The sequence below is a fragment of the Pantoea sp. MQR6 genome (genome assembly GCF_022761075.1).
Classification (GTDB): Bacteria; Pseudomonadota; Gammaproteobacteria; order Enterobacterales; family Enterobacteriaceae; genus Pantoea; species Pantoea phytostimulans.
The window spans coordinates 198,397-214,701 of sequence record NZ_JAKYXB010000005.1; the positions used below are offsets into that span (position 1 = coordinate 198,397).

General features: G+C 47.8%; 14 protein-coding genes. 5 read left to right on the plus strand and 9 right to left on the minus strand.

Translation table 11 applies throughout. The features are described 5' to 3' along the window. The first annotated feature begins 556 nt into the window (after window positions 1-556). Window positions 557-826 (plus strand): hypothetical protein, encoded by a 270-nt coding sequence (locus MUG06_RS18410; RefSeq protein ID WP_243079583.1) that lies wholly within the window; start codon window positions 557-559, stop codon window positions 824-826. A 709-nt stretch (window positions 827-1,535) separates the two neighbouring features. Continuing rightward, window positions 1,536-2,435, plus strand: coding sequence for a LysR family transcriptional regulator (locus MUG06_RS18415; protein ID WP_243079584.1), 900 nt, complete (start codon window positions 1,536-1,538; stop codon window positions 2,433-2,435). Here the strand turns inward: MUG06_RS18415 and MUG06_RS18420 are convergent. The 3 genes from MUG06_RS18420 to MUG06_RS18430 all read right to left on the minus strand — a co-directional run bounded on the left by MUG06_RS18420 (window position 2,410) and on the right by MUG06_RS18430 (window position 5,659). Next, window positions 2,410-3,216: a substrate-binding domain-containing protein gene (locus tag MUG06_RS18420; protein WP_243079585.1), complete on the minus strand. Its 807-nt coding sequence runs from the start codon at window positions 3,214-3,216 to the stop codon at window positions 2,410-2,412. The two genes, MUG06_RS18415 and MUG06_RS18420, sit on opposite strands and share 26 nt — an antisense overlap. A gap of 15 nt (window positions 3,217-3,231) precedes the next feature. After that, window positions 3,232-4,527 (minus strand): MFS transporter, encoded by a 1,296-nt coding sequence (locus MUG06_RS18425; RefSeq protein ID WP_243079586.1) that lies wholly within the window; start codon window positions 4,525-4,527, stop codon window positions 3,232-3,234. A 553-nt stretch (window positions 4,528-5,080) separates the two neighbouring features. After that, on the minus strand, window positions 5,081-5,659 hold the full coding sequence (locus MUG06_RS18430; protein WP_243079587.1) for a TetR/AcrR family transcriptional regulator: 579 nt from the start codon (window positions 5,657-5,659) through the stop codon (window positions 5,081-5,083). 120 nt (window positions 5,660-5,779) lie between these two features. Between MUG06_RS18430 and MUG06_RS18435 the strand changes: the two genes are divergently transcribed. Continuing rightward, window positions 5,780-7,222: an amidase gene (locus tag MUG06_RS18435; RefSeq protein WP_243079588.1), complete on the plus strand. Its 1,443-nt coding sequence runs from the start codon at window positions 5,780-5,782 to the stop codon at window positions 7,220-7,222. 183 nt (window positions 7,223-7,405) lie between these two features. Here the strand turns inward: MUG06_RS18435 and MUG06_RS18440 are convergent, their stop codons facing one another. From MUG06_RS18440 to MUG06_RS18455, 4 genes are all read right to left on the minus strand, one after another. Continuing rightward, window positions 7,406-7,909, minus strand: a complete 504-nt coding sequence (locus MUG06_RS18440) for a DUF1543 domain-containing protein (RefSeq protein ID WP_243079589.1) — start codon at window positions 7,907-7,909, stop codon at window positions 7,406-7,408. 392 nt (window positions 7,910-8,301) lie between these two features. Continuing rightward, on the minus strand, window positions 8,302-9,561 hold the full coding sequence (locus MUG06_RS18445) for a sensor domain-containing diguanylate cyclase (RefSeq protein ID WP_243079683.1): 1,260 nt from the start codon (window positions 9,559-9,561) through the stop codon (window positions 8,302-8,304). A gap of 462 nt (window positions 9,562-10,023) precedes the next feature. After that, on the minus strand, window positions 10,024-10,335 hold the full coding sequence (locus tag MUG06_RS18450; protein WP_215844958.1) for a cupin: 312 nt from the start codon (window positions 10,333-10,335) through the stop codon (window positions 10,024-10,026). Between the two features lie 271 nt (window positions 10,336-10,606). Then, window positions 10,607-11,509, minus strand: coding sequence for a LysR family transcriptional regulator (locus tag MUG06_RS18455; RefSeq protein WP_243079590.1), 903 nt, complete (start codon window positions 11,507-11,509; stop codon window positions 10,607-10,609). Between the two features lie 128 nt (window positions 11,510-11,637). On the opposite strand from MUG06_RS18455, the gene MUG06_RS18460 reads away from it, so the two are divergent. Continuing rightward, on the plus strand, window positions 11,638-11,901 hold the full coding sequence (locus MUG06_RS18460) for a DUF2798 domain-containing protein (protein ID WP_243079591.1): 264 nt from the start codon (window positions 11,638-11,640) through the stop codon (window positions 11,899-11,901). Window positions 11,902-12,266: 365 nt separating this feature from the next. On the opposite strand, the gene MUG06_RS18465 is transcribed toward MUG06_RS18460, so the two are convergent. Then, a complete protein-coding gene (locus tag MUG06_RS18465) occupies window positions 12,267-12,836 on the minus strand; it encodes a DUF4142 domain-containing protein (protein WP_243079592.1) in 570 nt (189 codons plus the stop codon). Between the two features lie 1,105 nt (window positions 12,837-13,941). After that, a complete protein-coding gene (locus MUG06_RS18470; protein ID WP_347568906.1) occupies window positions 13,942-14,193 on the minus strand; it encodes a DUF3313 family protein in 252 nt (83 codons plus the stop codon). A gap of 551 nt (window positions 14,194-14,744) precedes the next feature. Between MUG06_RS18470 and yahO the strand changes: the two genes are divergently transcribed. Further along, window positions 14,745-15,014 carry a DUF1471 family periplasmic protein YahO gene (gene yahO / locus MUG06_RS18475; protein WP_243079594.1) on the plus strand — a complete coding sequence of 90 codons (270 nt, stop codon included), beginning with the start codon at window positions 14,745-14,747 and terminating at the stop codon, window positions 15,012-15,014. The last annotated feature ends 1,291 nt before the right edge of the window (window positions 15,015-16,305 follow it).

A 16,305-nucleotide genomic window follows, 5' to 3' on the forward strand; every position in this document is an offset into this window, starting at 1 on the left:
CACTCCCTTCTTTGATTGTTTTTCCTGGCTCCTCTGCAAGCACGTAAGCAATGAACGGGTATTGGTGGGTCAACCTGCTCACCGACCACCCGAACGGCTTCTCTGGGTATGTTTTTTTAACTGGCGGTCATTTTTTGGGGTATCAGCCGGGAATGTCTTGCGCTTTTCATATAAATTCCCAAGGCATCCCTGAAAGCATTAGGATGAAATCAAGGATAATAATAAAAATCACAGAACATTGTTTAATAACGGCGTATGATTATTTATTGCAGAGTTATGGTGTTAATTTATATTCTTTTAGCCAGCTGCCGAAAAATAAATTAACAGTAAAAAGATTACCTGTGCTTTTGTACATTATAATTGACAAAACAACCGGTAATATTGGAAACGATACCTGTCTTGAGTGCCTCCTTTGAGGGTTGTTTTGTCGACTCTCCGAAAGCTGACAGATTTTATCTATTCCTAAATTGACTCTCTTTTGCAATAAGCGAACTGCGCGACGGCAATTTACAATTATCTTTTTTATTAATTTTACAACTGTAATAAAGGTAAACTCATGAAAATCAAGCATGCTATGCCTATTGAAGGACATATTGTTGCGAGTCGGCGCATGGGCGAGTCAAGCCACACTTTTTGTATCCATAATGTCATGTTTAATAATGGAAAGTTCGCTGTCGTTCGTGCAGCATCAGGAATATGTCTCAAACCCGGCGATACTATTCATAGAAACGAATCCGCATGGTTTTGCAACAATATCCAAACACACCTTCTTCCCTTTGAATACACAGAAGAAAAAGAATCACAGAGGCTATTAAATGAATACTAGAGCCTAAAATTAATTATCCGCTGTCATTAAAAAAATGACTGGCAGGATGCTGTCTTCTGGACACCTTTGCAACAGGCCATAAAACTGTTAGTTCGTCACGATGGAGAGTTTGATGTACTGGCCGCACTATGTGGGCTGGGTCATAGTGATTATTAACCACTACGGATTAAAGATTAACTTACGCTCTAAGATGCCCATCTGAAATTACCAAGCGCTTCGTCGCTAGCCGTGAATTGTCGTAAAACGGATATTGTCATGAAAAGACGTTGATTTGCCCACACTGTAAGTCGCTATTTATTATACATCTTGATAGAAAATAATTACCTGATGCATAAAAACCGCGCGCGGACGTTTTTTTATGGCATGAGTCTCATCACTCAGGACCGGTGGGCTGTTAAGTCGGCTTACCGCTCAGTACCAGTTGCCAGATTAATACATTAAAAATTCATCGCTTTTTTGCCTTGTGAAAAGTTCAGTAGAGCATACCGGCCCCTTCACTTTCAGCCTTCCCCTTTCTCCAGCCCGTTGCAAAATCAGACGGGCTCTGATAATTCAGCGTAGCGTGCGGGCGACACGCGTTTCAGATACCCCGGACAACGTGTCACCGGCGGCAAAGAGCGGCCAGGCTTCAAAAAGTTGCCGTTGTCCAATATAGCGCTATTATCCTTGCTTTAAGCCATTGTCGGCTCGGAAAGGATTGACTGCCACTATGCCCGTGAATTTTGATCTCAACGATCTTTATGCCTTTCGAGCGCTGGTTGAATACGGTAATTTTCGGCTTGCCGCAGAGTCTATCTGCCTTTCACAGTCAGCATTGAGCCGCAGGATAGAGAAGCTAGAATCTGCGCTCGGTATAAAGTTGTTCCAAAGAACTACCCGGCGCGTCACGCTGACACTTTATGGACAGACCTTTGCTGAACGTTCAGATCAGCTACTGGCCAATGTTGAGTTGGTATTAGCGGATATCAATAAGGTTGGTCAGGATCGCGTGGGCTTGGTAACTGTCGCCACAGTGCCTTCGGCAGCCTACTATTTCATGCCTGACGTGATTCGCCGTTTCCAGGTCCGCTATCCACGGGTACGCGTTAAGATTATTGATAGCAGTGCCGGTAATGTCATTGAAGCGGTTGCCAGTGGTCAGGCAGACTTCGGTATCTGTTTTGCGAAAAACCTGCAGCCCAATATCGAATTTCTCCCGTTGGTGGGAGATGCTTACGTTGCCGCCTGCAGACGCGATCATCCAATAGCCAGCAAAAAAAGCCTGACCTGGCGCGAGTTTTATCAACACGATTATGTTGGGCTGGATAAGACATCTGGTAACCGCAATTTGCTCGATAAAATGCTGGAAAACATCACTCCTGAGCGTGCCAGTATCTGCGAAACCCGTCACGTGACGACCATGCTAGGTATGGTTGAAGCGGGCGTCGGCATTGCTGCCGTGCCCACTATGTCCATGCCGACTTCTGAGCATTCATTGCTGACTCACCTGCCGCTAACGGATCCGGTGGTGAAGCGCACGGTTGGCCTGATCAGGCGCAGCGGACGTATGCAGTCCTACGTCGCCGCCGAGTTGGAAAAGTTGATCACTGAACAGTATCACGTGGGTTAACGGGTCGTTCAGTTTTCACCGATCGCATCCCGGTGGCACGAATCGTTTTTTGCGCCTCGGCGGAAGACAGAAAATTCAGTAGCGCTTTGCCTTCTTTCGGGTGTTCTGCTTTGGCGGTCACCGCGCCGGAAAACCGGGTAATGTATTGCACATCTTCAGGCAGCTCGCCAATAAAGGTTACGCCCGCCACCGGAATCAATTCGCTCACCTGCTGGAAACCCAGAGCATATTTTCCTTTCGCCACCTCGGATGCCACCGGAATGCGCTGAATCATGTGCGCTTTCTCTTTTACCTTGTCTTCAATACCCAGTTTTTTGAACAGCTGGCTGCTGACATATCGGCCGCTGGCACTGTCAGAATAAGCGATGGATTTGGCCTGCAGTAGGGTATTGCGCAGATCTGCCTGCTTTTTGATAGTCGGTTCAGAGTCACCTTGTTTGACGACCATACCAATTGATGAGTCAGCTAGCTCTACGCGCGAGCCCGGTAGTAGCCATTTATCCTTTTCCAGATTTTTCAGCGCATCACCCACCATAATTACCACATCAGCGTTTTCGCCACGGGCCAGGCGTGCTGGAATCGCCTGAGGGGTTTTACCCATAGAGGGGCCGGATATCAAAATGATGTTGTCGCCGCTCTCAGCTTCAAATTGTGGGGCCAATTTTTCCAGTGCGGCTTTAAATCCGCCTGAAATCATGACGGTTACTTCTTTAGCCAATGCTCCCGAGCTGACAGAGGCAAATAACAGTGTGGTAAGGAGTGAACGATAAATTTTTTGCATAACGTAAATCCTGATTCAACGGGCAGTTTGTAGTGATAATGCGCTGCGACGGTACAAATAAAACGTCGCCAGTAGTGCACATACAGCAGCAAAGCTCATCCAGTAGCCGGGTGAGGCTTTATCGCCGGTGTACTCAATCAGTGCAGTAGAAATAACTGGCGTAAATCCGCCAAACACAGCGGTTGCCAGACTGTAGGCCAGAGAGAAACCAGCAACCCGGACCTCTGTTGGCATGATCTCCGTTAATGCCGGGATCATGGCGCCGTTGTAGAGGCCATAGAGGAAGGACAGCCACAGCAGTACCGTCAGCATCATGGAAAAGCTCGGTGCTTTAGCAAGCAGGCTAAGTGCCGGATATGCAGTGATAAGAGCCAGCAATGCCATGGCAACTAAGACCGGCTTACGGCCATAACGATCTGACAGGGCACCACCTACCGGTAACCAGAGAAAGTTAGATATCGCAACCAGTAAGGTCACAAGCAGACTGTCAGAGGCGCTGAGCATCAGCACTTTCTTACCGAACGTCGGGGCATACACGGTGATCAGATAAAATGCGGTGGTGGTCATGGCGACCATTAACATACCGGCAATAACCACCTGCCAGTTTGCTAAAAGGGTTTTAAACGCGTCGCGCATCGCCAAATGATTGCGGCGCGCGGTGAACTCTTCGGTCTCTTCCAGTTTGCGGCGCAGGAAAAAGATGAAAGGTACAATCAGACAGCCGAACAGGAAAGGCAGTCGCCAGCCCCACTCGCGAATGGCGCTTTCTTCCATGATGGCATTCAGTGCGAAGCCCATGGCCGCAGCTACCATAATGGCTACTTGCTGGCTGCCAGACTGCCAACTGGTGTAGAAGCCTTTACGGCCTGGCGTGGCAATCTCTGCCAGGTAAACAGATACGCCGCCCAGCTCTGCACCCGCAGAAAAACCTTGCAATAAACGCCCTCCCAGCACCAACAACGGCGCCCAGAGGCCAATCGATTGATAGGATGGGATCAGGACAATCAGGAAGGTCCCTGCGGCCATGATAGTCAGGGTAACAATCAGACCTTTACGTCTGCCGACTTTATCAATGTACGCGCCCAGCACGATTGCGCCGATAGGACGCATCAGAAAGCCCGCACCAAAGACGGCGAAAGTCATCATCAGCGAGGCAAATTCACTGCTGGCCGGAAAGAAAGTATGTGCGATGTAGGTGGCATAAAATCCGAACAGGAAAAAATCAAACTGCTCCAGAAAGTTGCCAGAGGTCACACGCAGTATCGCGCTGGTTCTTGCCCAAGTCGTCATGGGTGCGTTAGAGGAATGCATTTTTATCTCCAGTTTGTCTTGACGCTTTTACAGCGCCTGTAGCTGCAGACTGGATCAGGAAAATAAAGTAAATAAGCGCAATAAAATCATGAGTTGATGCGTTTGGTGCATGAATCAGCGTTAACAATGATGATCGAGAAGCTGTAACGGGATATCTACAGTTTCACTCCGGGCAATATTGTTTGATGAAGGCTAAAAACTTCATGCCTGTTTTGTGACAAGGTTCATATAAGGTTTAAGGGCAGAGAAAGGCTAAGGTGGGTAGGAAGGATTGAGGAACGCCGCAGAATATCTCTGAAATAATCTTTCCCCTACGTCAGTATGCGACATTTCACTCTATAGCCACGTTGAGCAGCAAGATTTGAGATTGAATTTATTAGGGGTTTACGGCATGACATGTCGGTCCGCTTCTCGCTCATAGCGATCTGAGCCACCCCATCAGGCTACCTTTTGCCAGCAGCGGACATAGCGATTCAGTGATTCAACACATTCAGGCCACAAGTAAGGCATACTCACCGCAAACGGGTTTACTTTCAGGGGCCTCTAAAACAGATCATTTAAGCAGAGCGAGCTTGCTTTCAATAATATTGAGGGTAAATTCTGAAGACTTCTCGAAGCTTGCATTTTGAGCAACCACTTGAATCCCCTCAAGAATGAGCGTTATCTCTTTTGCCAGAGAATCAGGGGCATTTGCACCAGCCTTGGAACATAAAGCCTCCAGCCGCTGATATTGCCTTTTTTTATGGCTGATTATCAGTGCGCGTACATCAGCATACTGATCACCTATCTCTGCCAACGTGTTGGTAAAGGGGCACCCTCGCTGGGAGGTGCCAGAGAGATTGTCGATAACAAAACGTACGAACCCGCTAATTTGTTCAGCCGCACTATCAGCATGACTTTCCGCCAATTGGTCTAAAACGTGGCTGTAATCTTCGATTAACAACCCGATCCACTCCGATACCAGCACTTCTTTGGATTCAAAATGACGATACAGCGTCATCTTCGTTGACTGCGCTTTTTCTGCAATGGCATCAACGGTAACGCGAACTATTCCTTCCTGATAAAAAAGTGCTTCGGCCGCCTGAAGAATGCGATCTCGGGGAGGCAGGCGTGGCTCATTGGCTCTGGGCATCGTAAATTCCTGGTTGCAATGATACCGATTGGTATCATACGATACCGATCGGTATCAAAAGATACCACAAAGTATACCCCACACGGGCTTAGCTGTCTTACTCAAAACACCGGAACGTTTATGAACTTATCTGACTACACGTCTTTTGATGCCATCGGTCTTGCTGAGCTGATCAATAAAAAAGAAGTTAGCCCTGCCGAAGTATCATCCGCAGCCATGCGGGCTTATCAGGCCGTAAACCCTGATGTTGACGCTGTTATAGAATGCTGGGAAGGTGAAAAATACAATCAAGCGGGGCCAATGGCTGGCGTGCCGATGCTGGTTAAAGATCTGGGTATTTCTGTCGCCGGGCGCCTCAATGAGCTCGGTAGCCGTCTCGCAGCTGGCATGGTTTCGCCTCATGACTCCCATCTGACCGTAAAAATGAGGCAGGCAGGCTTGGTTCTTATGGGGCGAACCACCACGCCTGAGTTAGCTGCCAGTATTACTACCGAACCCCTGTTTAATGGCGGTACACGAAATCCATGGAATAGTGATTTTAGTGCCGGTGGATCGAGTGGCGGTTCAGCTGTTGCCGTCGCTTCCGGTATCGTTCCTGCTGCACATGCTACAGATGGCGGTGGCTCTATTCGTATCCCGGCATCAGCAAACGGCCTGTTTGGATTAAAATCCAGTCGGGGCCGGATCAGTATGGGACCTGATGTCGACGAAATCTGGTCGGGACTCGCCGTGCATGGTTTTGTCACCCGCTCGGTACGCGATAGCGCTGCGCTTTTGGAAGCCGTTCAGGGAAATATGCCGGGAGATCCCTTTAACATTGATCGCTCCACGCCTGGATTAGTCACAAGCGTTGATAACGACCCGGGCAATCTCAAAATTGGCGTTATAACTCATCCTTTTAACGGTAAACGAAGCACACCGGAAGTCGTGTCTGCACTTGAACAAACCGTCAAGCTGCTGCTGGCACTGGGCCATCAGGTGGAAGAAGTCATGCCAGACATTGGGCTGAGCTGGGATGCATTTGTGGAAATGAATGCGTGTTTCTGGGCGGCAAACTCAGCAGGCTGGATCGATGCGCTGGCTTCAATGAACAATAAACCCATCAATACCGAAACCCTCGAACCTTCTAACCTTGCCCTCTGGAAACTCGGTCATGAACTTAAGGCAACTGAGCTTGTTGGGGCAATGCACATGAGAAACACCGTTACGCGAAAGATGGGGGCATTTTTTGGCGAATACGACATGTTGCTGACCCCGACTTTGCCTGACGTTCCTGCGAAGTTGGGTGCCTTCAATCGCGGTCAGGATAAAATGGATGGCCGCGATTGGCTACATCATGTTTTCAGCCAGACGCCCTTCACAGCGCTGGCTAACGTGTGCGGAACGCCAGCCATGTCGATTCCACTGGGTTTCTGCGAATCAAACCATCTGCCAATCGGGATGCAGTTCTTCGCAGGATACAACTGCGAGCATGCACTACTCAGTCTTGCCGGTCAGATTGAACGTGCGCACCCTTGGCGTGAACGGCGTCCGGAGATTTGGGCAGGTGCGCTGCCAAACTGAAACTGCAATCTTCTCAGTTAATCGATAGATTGCGATATACGTAGCGGCGCGTCGCGCAAAGATAGATTTATTGTGCGACCGCTTCTCGCTCACAGCAGACTCGGACTAGTACCTGACCGCTTTGTGCCAAACTAAAGGCGGGGACAAGCCTCACCCTAAGTCGGCAAGACCGTCTTTACAATGTCAGATACCTATCGGTTGATAGCCCTGCCATTCGGGTTGATCACGACTTCCTGAATCGCAGGGAGCCAGATGAATAAATAATCCCCCTACTTTTTCAAGTAACAAACAATCGTCAACATCTTTCAAATTATCCTTATGTTGATGATCGACGCCACAGAGCAACGTTTGTAGTGCTTTGTCTTTGGCACCTTGTGCATTTTCAGCGACAAACAAATCGAATTCATGTAACTCTGCTAGCCTGTCAGGTCTGTAACCGCCTGCGTTTACGAAAAATAACTTTTTCGTAAATTGCGATGGTTCAGCAGAGAGCTTGACGGAATATCCATCAGCCCAGGTAATACGGCTGTAGCCGTCAATATGAATTTTATCACTATCACCAAACCATGCTTCCCGCAGAGCAGGCCAAGCATCTTTTGGTTCTTTGGCTGCAACAAACTGGATGTCATGCACTTCAATATTAGATTTACCGGCGTTTCCACCGATGTAAAACATATACAGATTCATTGAACCCCTCTTTCAGTATCCTTATCGCTATATATTTCACTACATAACGATTTGCACTGCAACTACCTAAAAAAGATAGAGTTGGTGTTCGGGTGATCTTTCATACCGGCATCCGTTAGCTTTGTAATTAAGATCGCAGACAGAATATCCGCTTTTGCTCGCGTAAGACGGCTTTGTGCCAATAGCGAATGTCTGAGAAGCTTCTAACGTCATTTCTTATACATTTTTTGCTTAGCTATGCTTAAGCGCAGGATTCATTTGCGAAATTCAGCGCATCTTTCTGAGGCGGGAAATATGCGCTGAAGCGCTCTACGGTAATGCGCCGAACGGGCATTAGGGTAAACGACACCCTGATGAATTACAGACAAGGGCAGAAAGCGAAGCCGGCTATCCTAATCACGCAACGGTAGCGCTGTGGGCTCAAAAAACTGATATGAACTATCACGGCGTGCTTTCGCTTGGTACATCGCTTTATCGGCATTTTCAAATAACATCTTGGCCGATGTCGTCCCAAACCGTGCAAGGCTGATGCCAATCGCCGCTCCGATCGGTACTTCCAGTCTATTGATAGAAAATGGCTCTTTCAGGCTGTCAATGAGGCGCTGGGCGATTATGGACGCCGCCTCGCGATTGCTGCACTTCGCTGCGACCACAAACTCGTCTCCGCCCAGGCGTGCCACAGAGTCGCCCGGGCGCATGCAGCGTTGTAGCCGTTCGCTTACCTGCTGCAGCAAGGCATCCCCAGTCGCGTGTCCCATCGAATCATTGACAGCTTTGAACCCATTCAGATCGATAAACAGGACTGTCGTGTATGCCAGATCTTCGCCCTGCGAGAGCATGCAGCTAACCTGGTCATTGATCCAGGCTCGGTTAGGCAATCCTGTCAACGTATCGTGGGTGGCCAGTTTCTCAAGTTTCTGGATCTTTTCTTTGTCACGCGTAATGTCGCGCGAAATCAACACGGCACCGATGTTATTGCCTGTGGAAGGATCGCTGACGCCGCAGGCCTTGGTGCCAAGTGTAATGTAGTGCCCATCGCGATGTTGCTTGCGCACCTCGACTACGTCCGGCCGCACGCCACCATTGAAGAGATGTACCAGTACATCCGTGGCGGATGCGCGGTCGTCGGGATGCAAGAAATCCACGACCCGTTGGCCTGTCATCTCATCGGCTGACCAGCCTATCATTTTGCTATAAGAAGGCGAGATCGACACGTACCTGCCATCCGTGTCGCAATGGGCGATCAGGTCGGTGCTGTTTTCAATCAACAGACGGTATTCCGCCGCCGTGCGCAGCGCGTCTTCAAGTGCTTTGCGCTGCCCGGTTATATCAACAATGAAGCCGCTGTACTGCAGACGAGGAGCACTAGGTTGGCAATCCGGCAGGCCTGAAACAATCACACGCCGCGTCGTCCCATCCAGACAATGGATCGGCACTTCGAGATGAAAAGGTGTCACAAATTCCAATGCCGCAGTAAGTTGCTGCGCGATCTTCGCATCATCATCAGCCTGTGCGAGCTTCAGCCATGCACTTAGCGTGACGCCTTTCAGTGCGGGCATTAGACCCGCAGGGCTTTCCTGACTGGCGATGCATATGCCTTGTGCGTCCATAGACCAAACGGCGGAAAGGGTAGGTTTGATCACAGTGTTCATGGTGGTCGGATCCGTTGTTTGCTGACAATACTGAACAAGCTCGATACTGGTCATCACCGACCTTTTGATCGCCGTAATTGCTGCCTCAGAAACTTGGGAAGTGCGTCGGTAAGAGGTTCTCAATTTCTCGAATGTCAGTCATGAGCGGTGGCTGACACTGTAGCTTGATCAACAGCACTTCTACGGTGCCATTTTGCCCGCAGAAATGAGCGGGAAATTCTCTATGACGAATACAAGGTCAGAAGGAGTAGTCTACGTTTATCGGCTGATTTACCCATGATCTTTAATGAAACCTGCATCCTACAACTGGCCTGGCCCCGGCCATATATGACATCTGTTGATGTCAGTTTAGAAGTGAACACGGCTTAAACGCCTGCAAGGCATTATCGGCTGGCTGATAACCCAGTACCTCCCTGGTACGTGACAGATCAAATCGCTTAAACCGGTTATTTGAAATTAGGATTAGATTGATCCTTCTTTTTCAATAACAAGAACGCGTGCTATTCCTTGCGGGTGAGCAATGTGTTCTGTCCCTTCACTTGCATAAAAAATATCTCCTGTTTTCAGCTCCCTGCTTTTAATTTCCCCGTTTTCTTTGTAAAACATTTCAACACAACCATCCATAACAGCAAAAACCTCTTGTCCGTCATTGATATGCCATTTGTAAGGCTGATCGGTCCAGTGAAGTTTTACGCTGATATTATCGAAGCTGGCAACATGTTGAGAGTCCCAGGCTTTTAAGCCAGTGAATTCTTTACTGCAATAAAAATCCATATATCCGCCTTATGCAGAAGTGCTTTAATCTCATCAACATAATGATTACCAGACAGGATTCATTAATTCTATACTCTCGACATCTCTTGTCCTGATCTGTCCTTCATACGTCCGCATTTCGCTAAAAGCCAGTATTATGCTGTGTGTTCAATCGGTCATGCTCGGCCACCTTTTTTAAAGATAGCCATGCGTAACCCGCTGAACTTACCGTTGATCGTTTGTCTTAAAAGCACTCAATTTTTGGTTCTGCATAAAACAACTGTGCCTCGCCCTACATCGCCCTTTCTAAAAACTCAATAAAGGCTCGGACCTTTGAATTAAGTGCCGAACGTTCGTTGACGCAGGCATAAATATTCATCGGTAAAGACTCTATTTTGCTCTCACCACGGTGGCCTGAGCAGAACAAAGGCATGAGTTGACCACTGTTTATCAACGGCTGAGCAACAAAGCTTGCCAGTCGAGCAACGCCTCCTCCGTTTGCCGCTATTTTTGCAATGATATCAATATCGTCACTAATGAACGTGGGGTTGAGTTTCGCGTTAACCGGTTGGCCATTGATCATAAAAGTCCAGGGTAGAAAACGACCATCTGTGGGATAGCGGAAAACCAGACAGGCGTGCTGGCTAAGTTCTTCGGGAGTTTGAGGGATGCCCGCATGGTTCAGATAAGCAGGGGCCGCACAGAAGATAAACGGTAACGATGCGATTTTCCTGGCAATCAGTTGATCGTTCAGCTGTGCCTCAATGCGGATACTGACGTCGACGCCTTCCAACCGATGGTCGACGTTGCGATCGGTACTAATCAATTCGATATTAATATCAGGAAAAGCGTTTTGAAAAGCGGGCATCAGTGGAGCGAGAACGTAACGACCAAATGCAGCCGTAGTAGCGATACAAAGAGGACCCTGCGGTTTGGTTTCAAACGCTGCAGCCTGCGAGGCGATTTCGATATCATGGGGAATATGGCGTACTTTCTCGAAATAACGCTTACCATTTTCGGTGAGTGTCATGCTACGTGTGGTGCGCGAAATCAGGCGCACACCCAAATGGGTCTCAAGCCGAGAAAGGCTCTGGCTAACTGCCGCTGGACTCATGCCTTTAGCGCGTGCCGCCGCTGCAATACTGCCGTTCTCCACCACGCGGATAAAAGTGCTAATCAGCCCTAACACGTCCATATCATCCCCAATGCTTGATTCGTTACTTTTACTTAGTAATGATTAAAGCATAACCGCTCTACCCTCGTCCTCGTTAGGTTGTTAGGTTAGTCGCTGTTTCGCTAATCTTTGTTAAAAGGGACAACTTGATGACTCATTCAATCACTAAAAAAACAGCAAAATTCCGCTTACCCAAGCACGCTTCGCCCTACATATTTGCTCTTTATATGGCAACCATCATGGCGTTTCTGATGAGTTTGGTCATCACTCTGGCTGAATTTGGAAGGGGGCCGCATTACATGACAAATGTGATGAATGCTTATCAGGTTGCTATGCCAGCGGCCTTTGTTTGCATACTCGTTGTACGTCCGATTGTTATCCGACTTGTAGGATTGACCGTTCGCGGTCACTGAGGGATTTAATCCGCCTATTTCGACATCTCACATTAAGGGCTTGCGAGTCCGATCCTCGCTCACAATGGAAGGTGCGTCCGCGTCCGGCTGCTTTGTGCCCGAAGCGGACGTTGTCAATGTTTGCGCCATGTAGCCTATCGAACGGCTGTTTCCGGGCAATTGTAGCCGCCCACATGTAGAGTAAGTGTCAGCTTGTAATGCACATGGGCGAGCATCGATCGGCACATTTACAGTAAAAGTCGTCCCCGTTATTCAGCAATGTCAACAGTAACATTACCGCCGTGACTTTCGTCAACACTTTGAACAAAGGGTACTCCACGTCGCAGCACTTTGTGCCCATCGAACGACCTATTTACTGACTTTGCTTACATCGACATCTGTTGGGCGGACTTTAGGTGCTGCTCAACAACCGGCGTGTGCGCGTCGGCCAGGGCCTTCACATCCGGATCCTTGATCTTCCTGGAGTCACTCTGCAGCGTCGATAACACCATCTTGTGGTCCTTAGTGCCGGCGTTTTCCATATACATTTTGTCAAATGCGCCGCCGCTCTGCTTTTCCAGCTCGGTGGCCATAGCCTTGTGCTTGGCGTCTGGCTCAGTCGGCAGTGCTACACCCTTTTGCTGGGCGACCGTCTGTACTTTGGTCAAGGCAGCGCCATGGTCGTCGACCATCTGCTTAGCGAATGCTTTGACTTCACTGCTTTGGGCCTTGCTCAGCGCGATTTTGGCGGCGGCGATTTCATTAATATTAGCCTGCGCCATGTCCTTCAACGCTTTTACGTCGTCGGAGCTGAGCATGGTGCGCGATCCGGTCTGGCCAGCGGCACCATTCTTCGCGGCGCTCGTCGGGGTCTGGGCTTGCACGCCGACAGAGCTGAACATAGCTGCCACTACCGTTACGGCTAGCAGGGCTTTCAAGGTTTTACTCTTTTGCATTTTGCTCTCCTGATGGTCATGGGTAAGGTTAGCACCCGGTAATTAACCGTGCGCAGCCTCGTATGTAAGTGACTACTGCAATGGTCAGTATAGTGGAGCAACGATGTGAGACAGCAGTTTACGCTCATTGTCCTCAACGCAGGACGACAGGAAATGACGGAAGCAAAGAAGCGGAAACTGCACAGCGCGGAGTTCAAGGCGAAGGTCAGATTGGAGGCATACCGCTCACGAACGCGCGCAACTGATCCGGTGGCTACGTAAAGCCATAACGTCTGCTGCCCGCCTGTCGGAAAGTAGGGTTTAGCCTCACGAGCTGGCGGCGCTGGAATGGGCGGACTGAAGCCCGTCGCCCCACAGCGATCTGTCCTTATTCTTTGAGTCTATTGTGAAAATGCTCTTGCCTCTATCCCCAGTAATAGGGGCAAGCTCAGCTGACAATTTTTTCATTCACATAAGATGACTATGAAGAAAGGGAATGCTTTTCCGGTTAGAAAAAATCGCTACCAAGCCCGAGTCGAATGGATCCAAGCTGATTTTACCGACCTGATGTCGGGCCTGAGGTTGTGAACAGCGAAATCCCTGCTTCTGGCTCCTAAAACGACGTGTATCAGCGCATCTAAAAAAGCGCAGGAACTTCTTACCGGGCCGATACGACCTATCCAACCGGGCTTATTCGTAAAAAAATCTTAACTCTGAACGCAGTCAGTCGATGTGTTATCTAAATCAGCTCTGTTTTTTTGACGGAATAAGATCGTAGACATAACTGCGACGAAATATTCCGGGCAGGCGGTCATCTCAGCGCGGCATATCGGCTCGCTGCGTCCTCATATTTAATGCCTGTTAGAAGATAATAGATATTGTCTAGCAGCCCTTATGGTTAAACTACCGGTCGATGCGAGGCAGGCAGAAATCGGCTACTCTGTTTTTACGAAAGTGTAACAGGTCGCAGCAAGGCTCATTTCAAACATCAATAACGCGCTGTTACGCGATAAATATTAACCACTATTTTCAGAGTGGATTTTTAGCTAACAGACAACTCTCTTCAGAAAAGGCCATGTGAATCTCCAGATAGGATTCAGCATAAGCCAGACTGCCCTCTCCGTATTTATTTTCCCGGAAAGTCTACGACATCAGCAACCATGACATCGATTGCACTTTTTAAGTCATCCCTGCTTATCTGAGACTGACTGGTAGAAACTTTACCACCGTAGGCTTTTCTGACTACTTTAATGACCGGCTTATTCGTTGTGACGTCTGGCAATACGGCTTCGATAAACAGATAAGTGCGCTGTGAGCGTTTTCCGGTCATTGTCCCCGCAACAAAGGCTGTCACAGGAAGAAGCTCATAAACCTGAATACTGACTGGTTTCTGCCACTTTCAAAAAAAAACAGAGAGCGTTAAAAATTCTAATAGCGCTCAACTTTTATTCGAGCTTCTGTGGAATAATCATCTTTCCCCTAAGTATGGTTGATAATGCATTGCCAGTTAAATTCATTAAGGATGATAATACACTTATCATGTTGCAACCCTAACAAATATCACCTCATTAAAAAAATAATCTACAGCGGAAATTAAGAAATCAACAGTCATGCGCCGAAAAATTTAATTCAACCCGTCTTTATTTTAAAGTTATTTCTTCTGAAAGTTCTAAAAACCTATAACCTTTAGCACTCTAAAATATATAACCTCATTCAATACTGGCTAATCCCCCCAAAGACGTTCTTCTTTTACTGAGGCTATTTGCGACGAATCCACTTTTAAGCAGTAGCTCATATGCTCTGAAGAAATCACTCATCACAAAAAGGAAAAATAAATTTAATGCCTAAGGCAAAAGTCTGAAGCTGACTATATATTTATCCTTGTAATTAATATTAACTTCATACTAAACCAGACGGGAGAGTTATCAGATGAAAATATTCATTTACGCTATAGCCGCGTGCATTTTTTCATTTAGCTCATTTGCGGCAGAAATGATGCCGAAAAATGATTTTGAAAAGGTGCAGGGGCAATATGAAAAGGTTGGCAGCATTTCAACATCAGGTGAGACCAGTGCAGCCGATGCAAAGACTGAGCTTTCTGAACTTGCCGATAAGAAAGGCGGAGATATTTACGTCCTGACATCCGGCAATACCAAAAACAAGATGCATGCTACTGCAGATGTTTATAAGAAAAAGTGAATTCGGAGAAAGACACCCGTTGCGTAAGCACGGGTTTCCCAGTCTAAAGGATGCCCGTGCTTCTAGCGTTTTGAGCATGAAGATTACCCCTCTTGAATGATTCGCGGCAGTATCAGCCTGGCGGCTGGAAATTTCGCAGGCAGGAATTTATTTTTTCAATTTCTATCCGGAACCGATGAAACACAGGCTGGTTATCTGGGGAAGTCAATACCAGCTACAGCCCTGAAGATCTCATGGCGTTTCTGTTAATGCCTTTGTCTGACTGGCTCCGCAAGGAAGAAAAGGAAATTTTACGGATACGCTTTATGACGTGCCTTCACAGTATGACGCAACTGCTTAAGTCCAGACTATACGATGAGCATACAAAACCCTTGCTGACAGTGATAACTGTTGAAGCATCACCCGTCTCCTGGCATTCCCGAACTTGTCGGAGCGACCAGCATTGGATTAGAGCTAAGCTTCTAACACATGAACAGAATGACTTGCATCGCTCAACATACCGTAAGCCTCAGGTCTGCTTTTCGCTCATAGCGGTCAGACAACGTTCCTTATTTCCTGCTTTATGCCAGAAGCGGTCCTTACTAACACCATGCTGAGTTAATCTATGGGTGCAGATCATCCTCTTTAAGCAGGAACAAAAAAACCTATCCAGAAAAGCACGTACCCAGGATTAGAAGGCTAGCGCTAAGGCCACAGGACGGTAATGTTTGCCGCTCCGCGGTAAACTCAGAAATTATCGGAGTCAGCTCGCCTCGTCCCCGCCATGGCTAGGCCATAAAACTCGAAATCATCCCTATACCTAAGCCGATCATTCAGACTATTGCTTTACTTCCATTCATTATCAAAGACGAGAATGGCAATATTTCAGTTTCCTGTTCTTCAATGCTGAAGGGTCATCGAAATTACTGGTCTGAACATTTGAATTAACACCCGCTTACTGTAATGCTCCGATGTACCCTGTCTAATAAAATAGTGGGATGAGGCATAACAGCAGAGGCGAGAGGCGACGTGACAGGCGTGTTTATTACAGGCCAACAGGGCCATCGTCGTACGAATTATTCCTCCGTGTATTGGCATTGCTCCTGACGAATACTTTAGATGTCACTGGTATTAATACTAAAGATAAGCAGCCCCCGCGCATAAATTTAACAGGGTGTTGATGGTGCGCTTGCTCATTCGATTTTTTATGATAAATGCATGTGAATTCATGCTGGTGACACCCAATTCAAAACCTGTGATCGCCATTCCATTTATCGAATTACCTGCCCATAAAACACTAAAAATAAGTGGA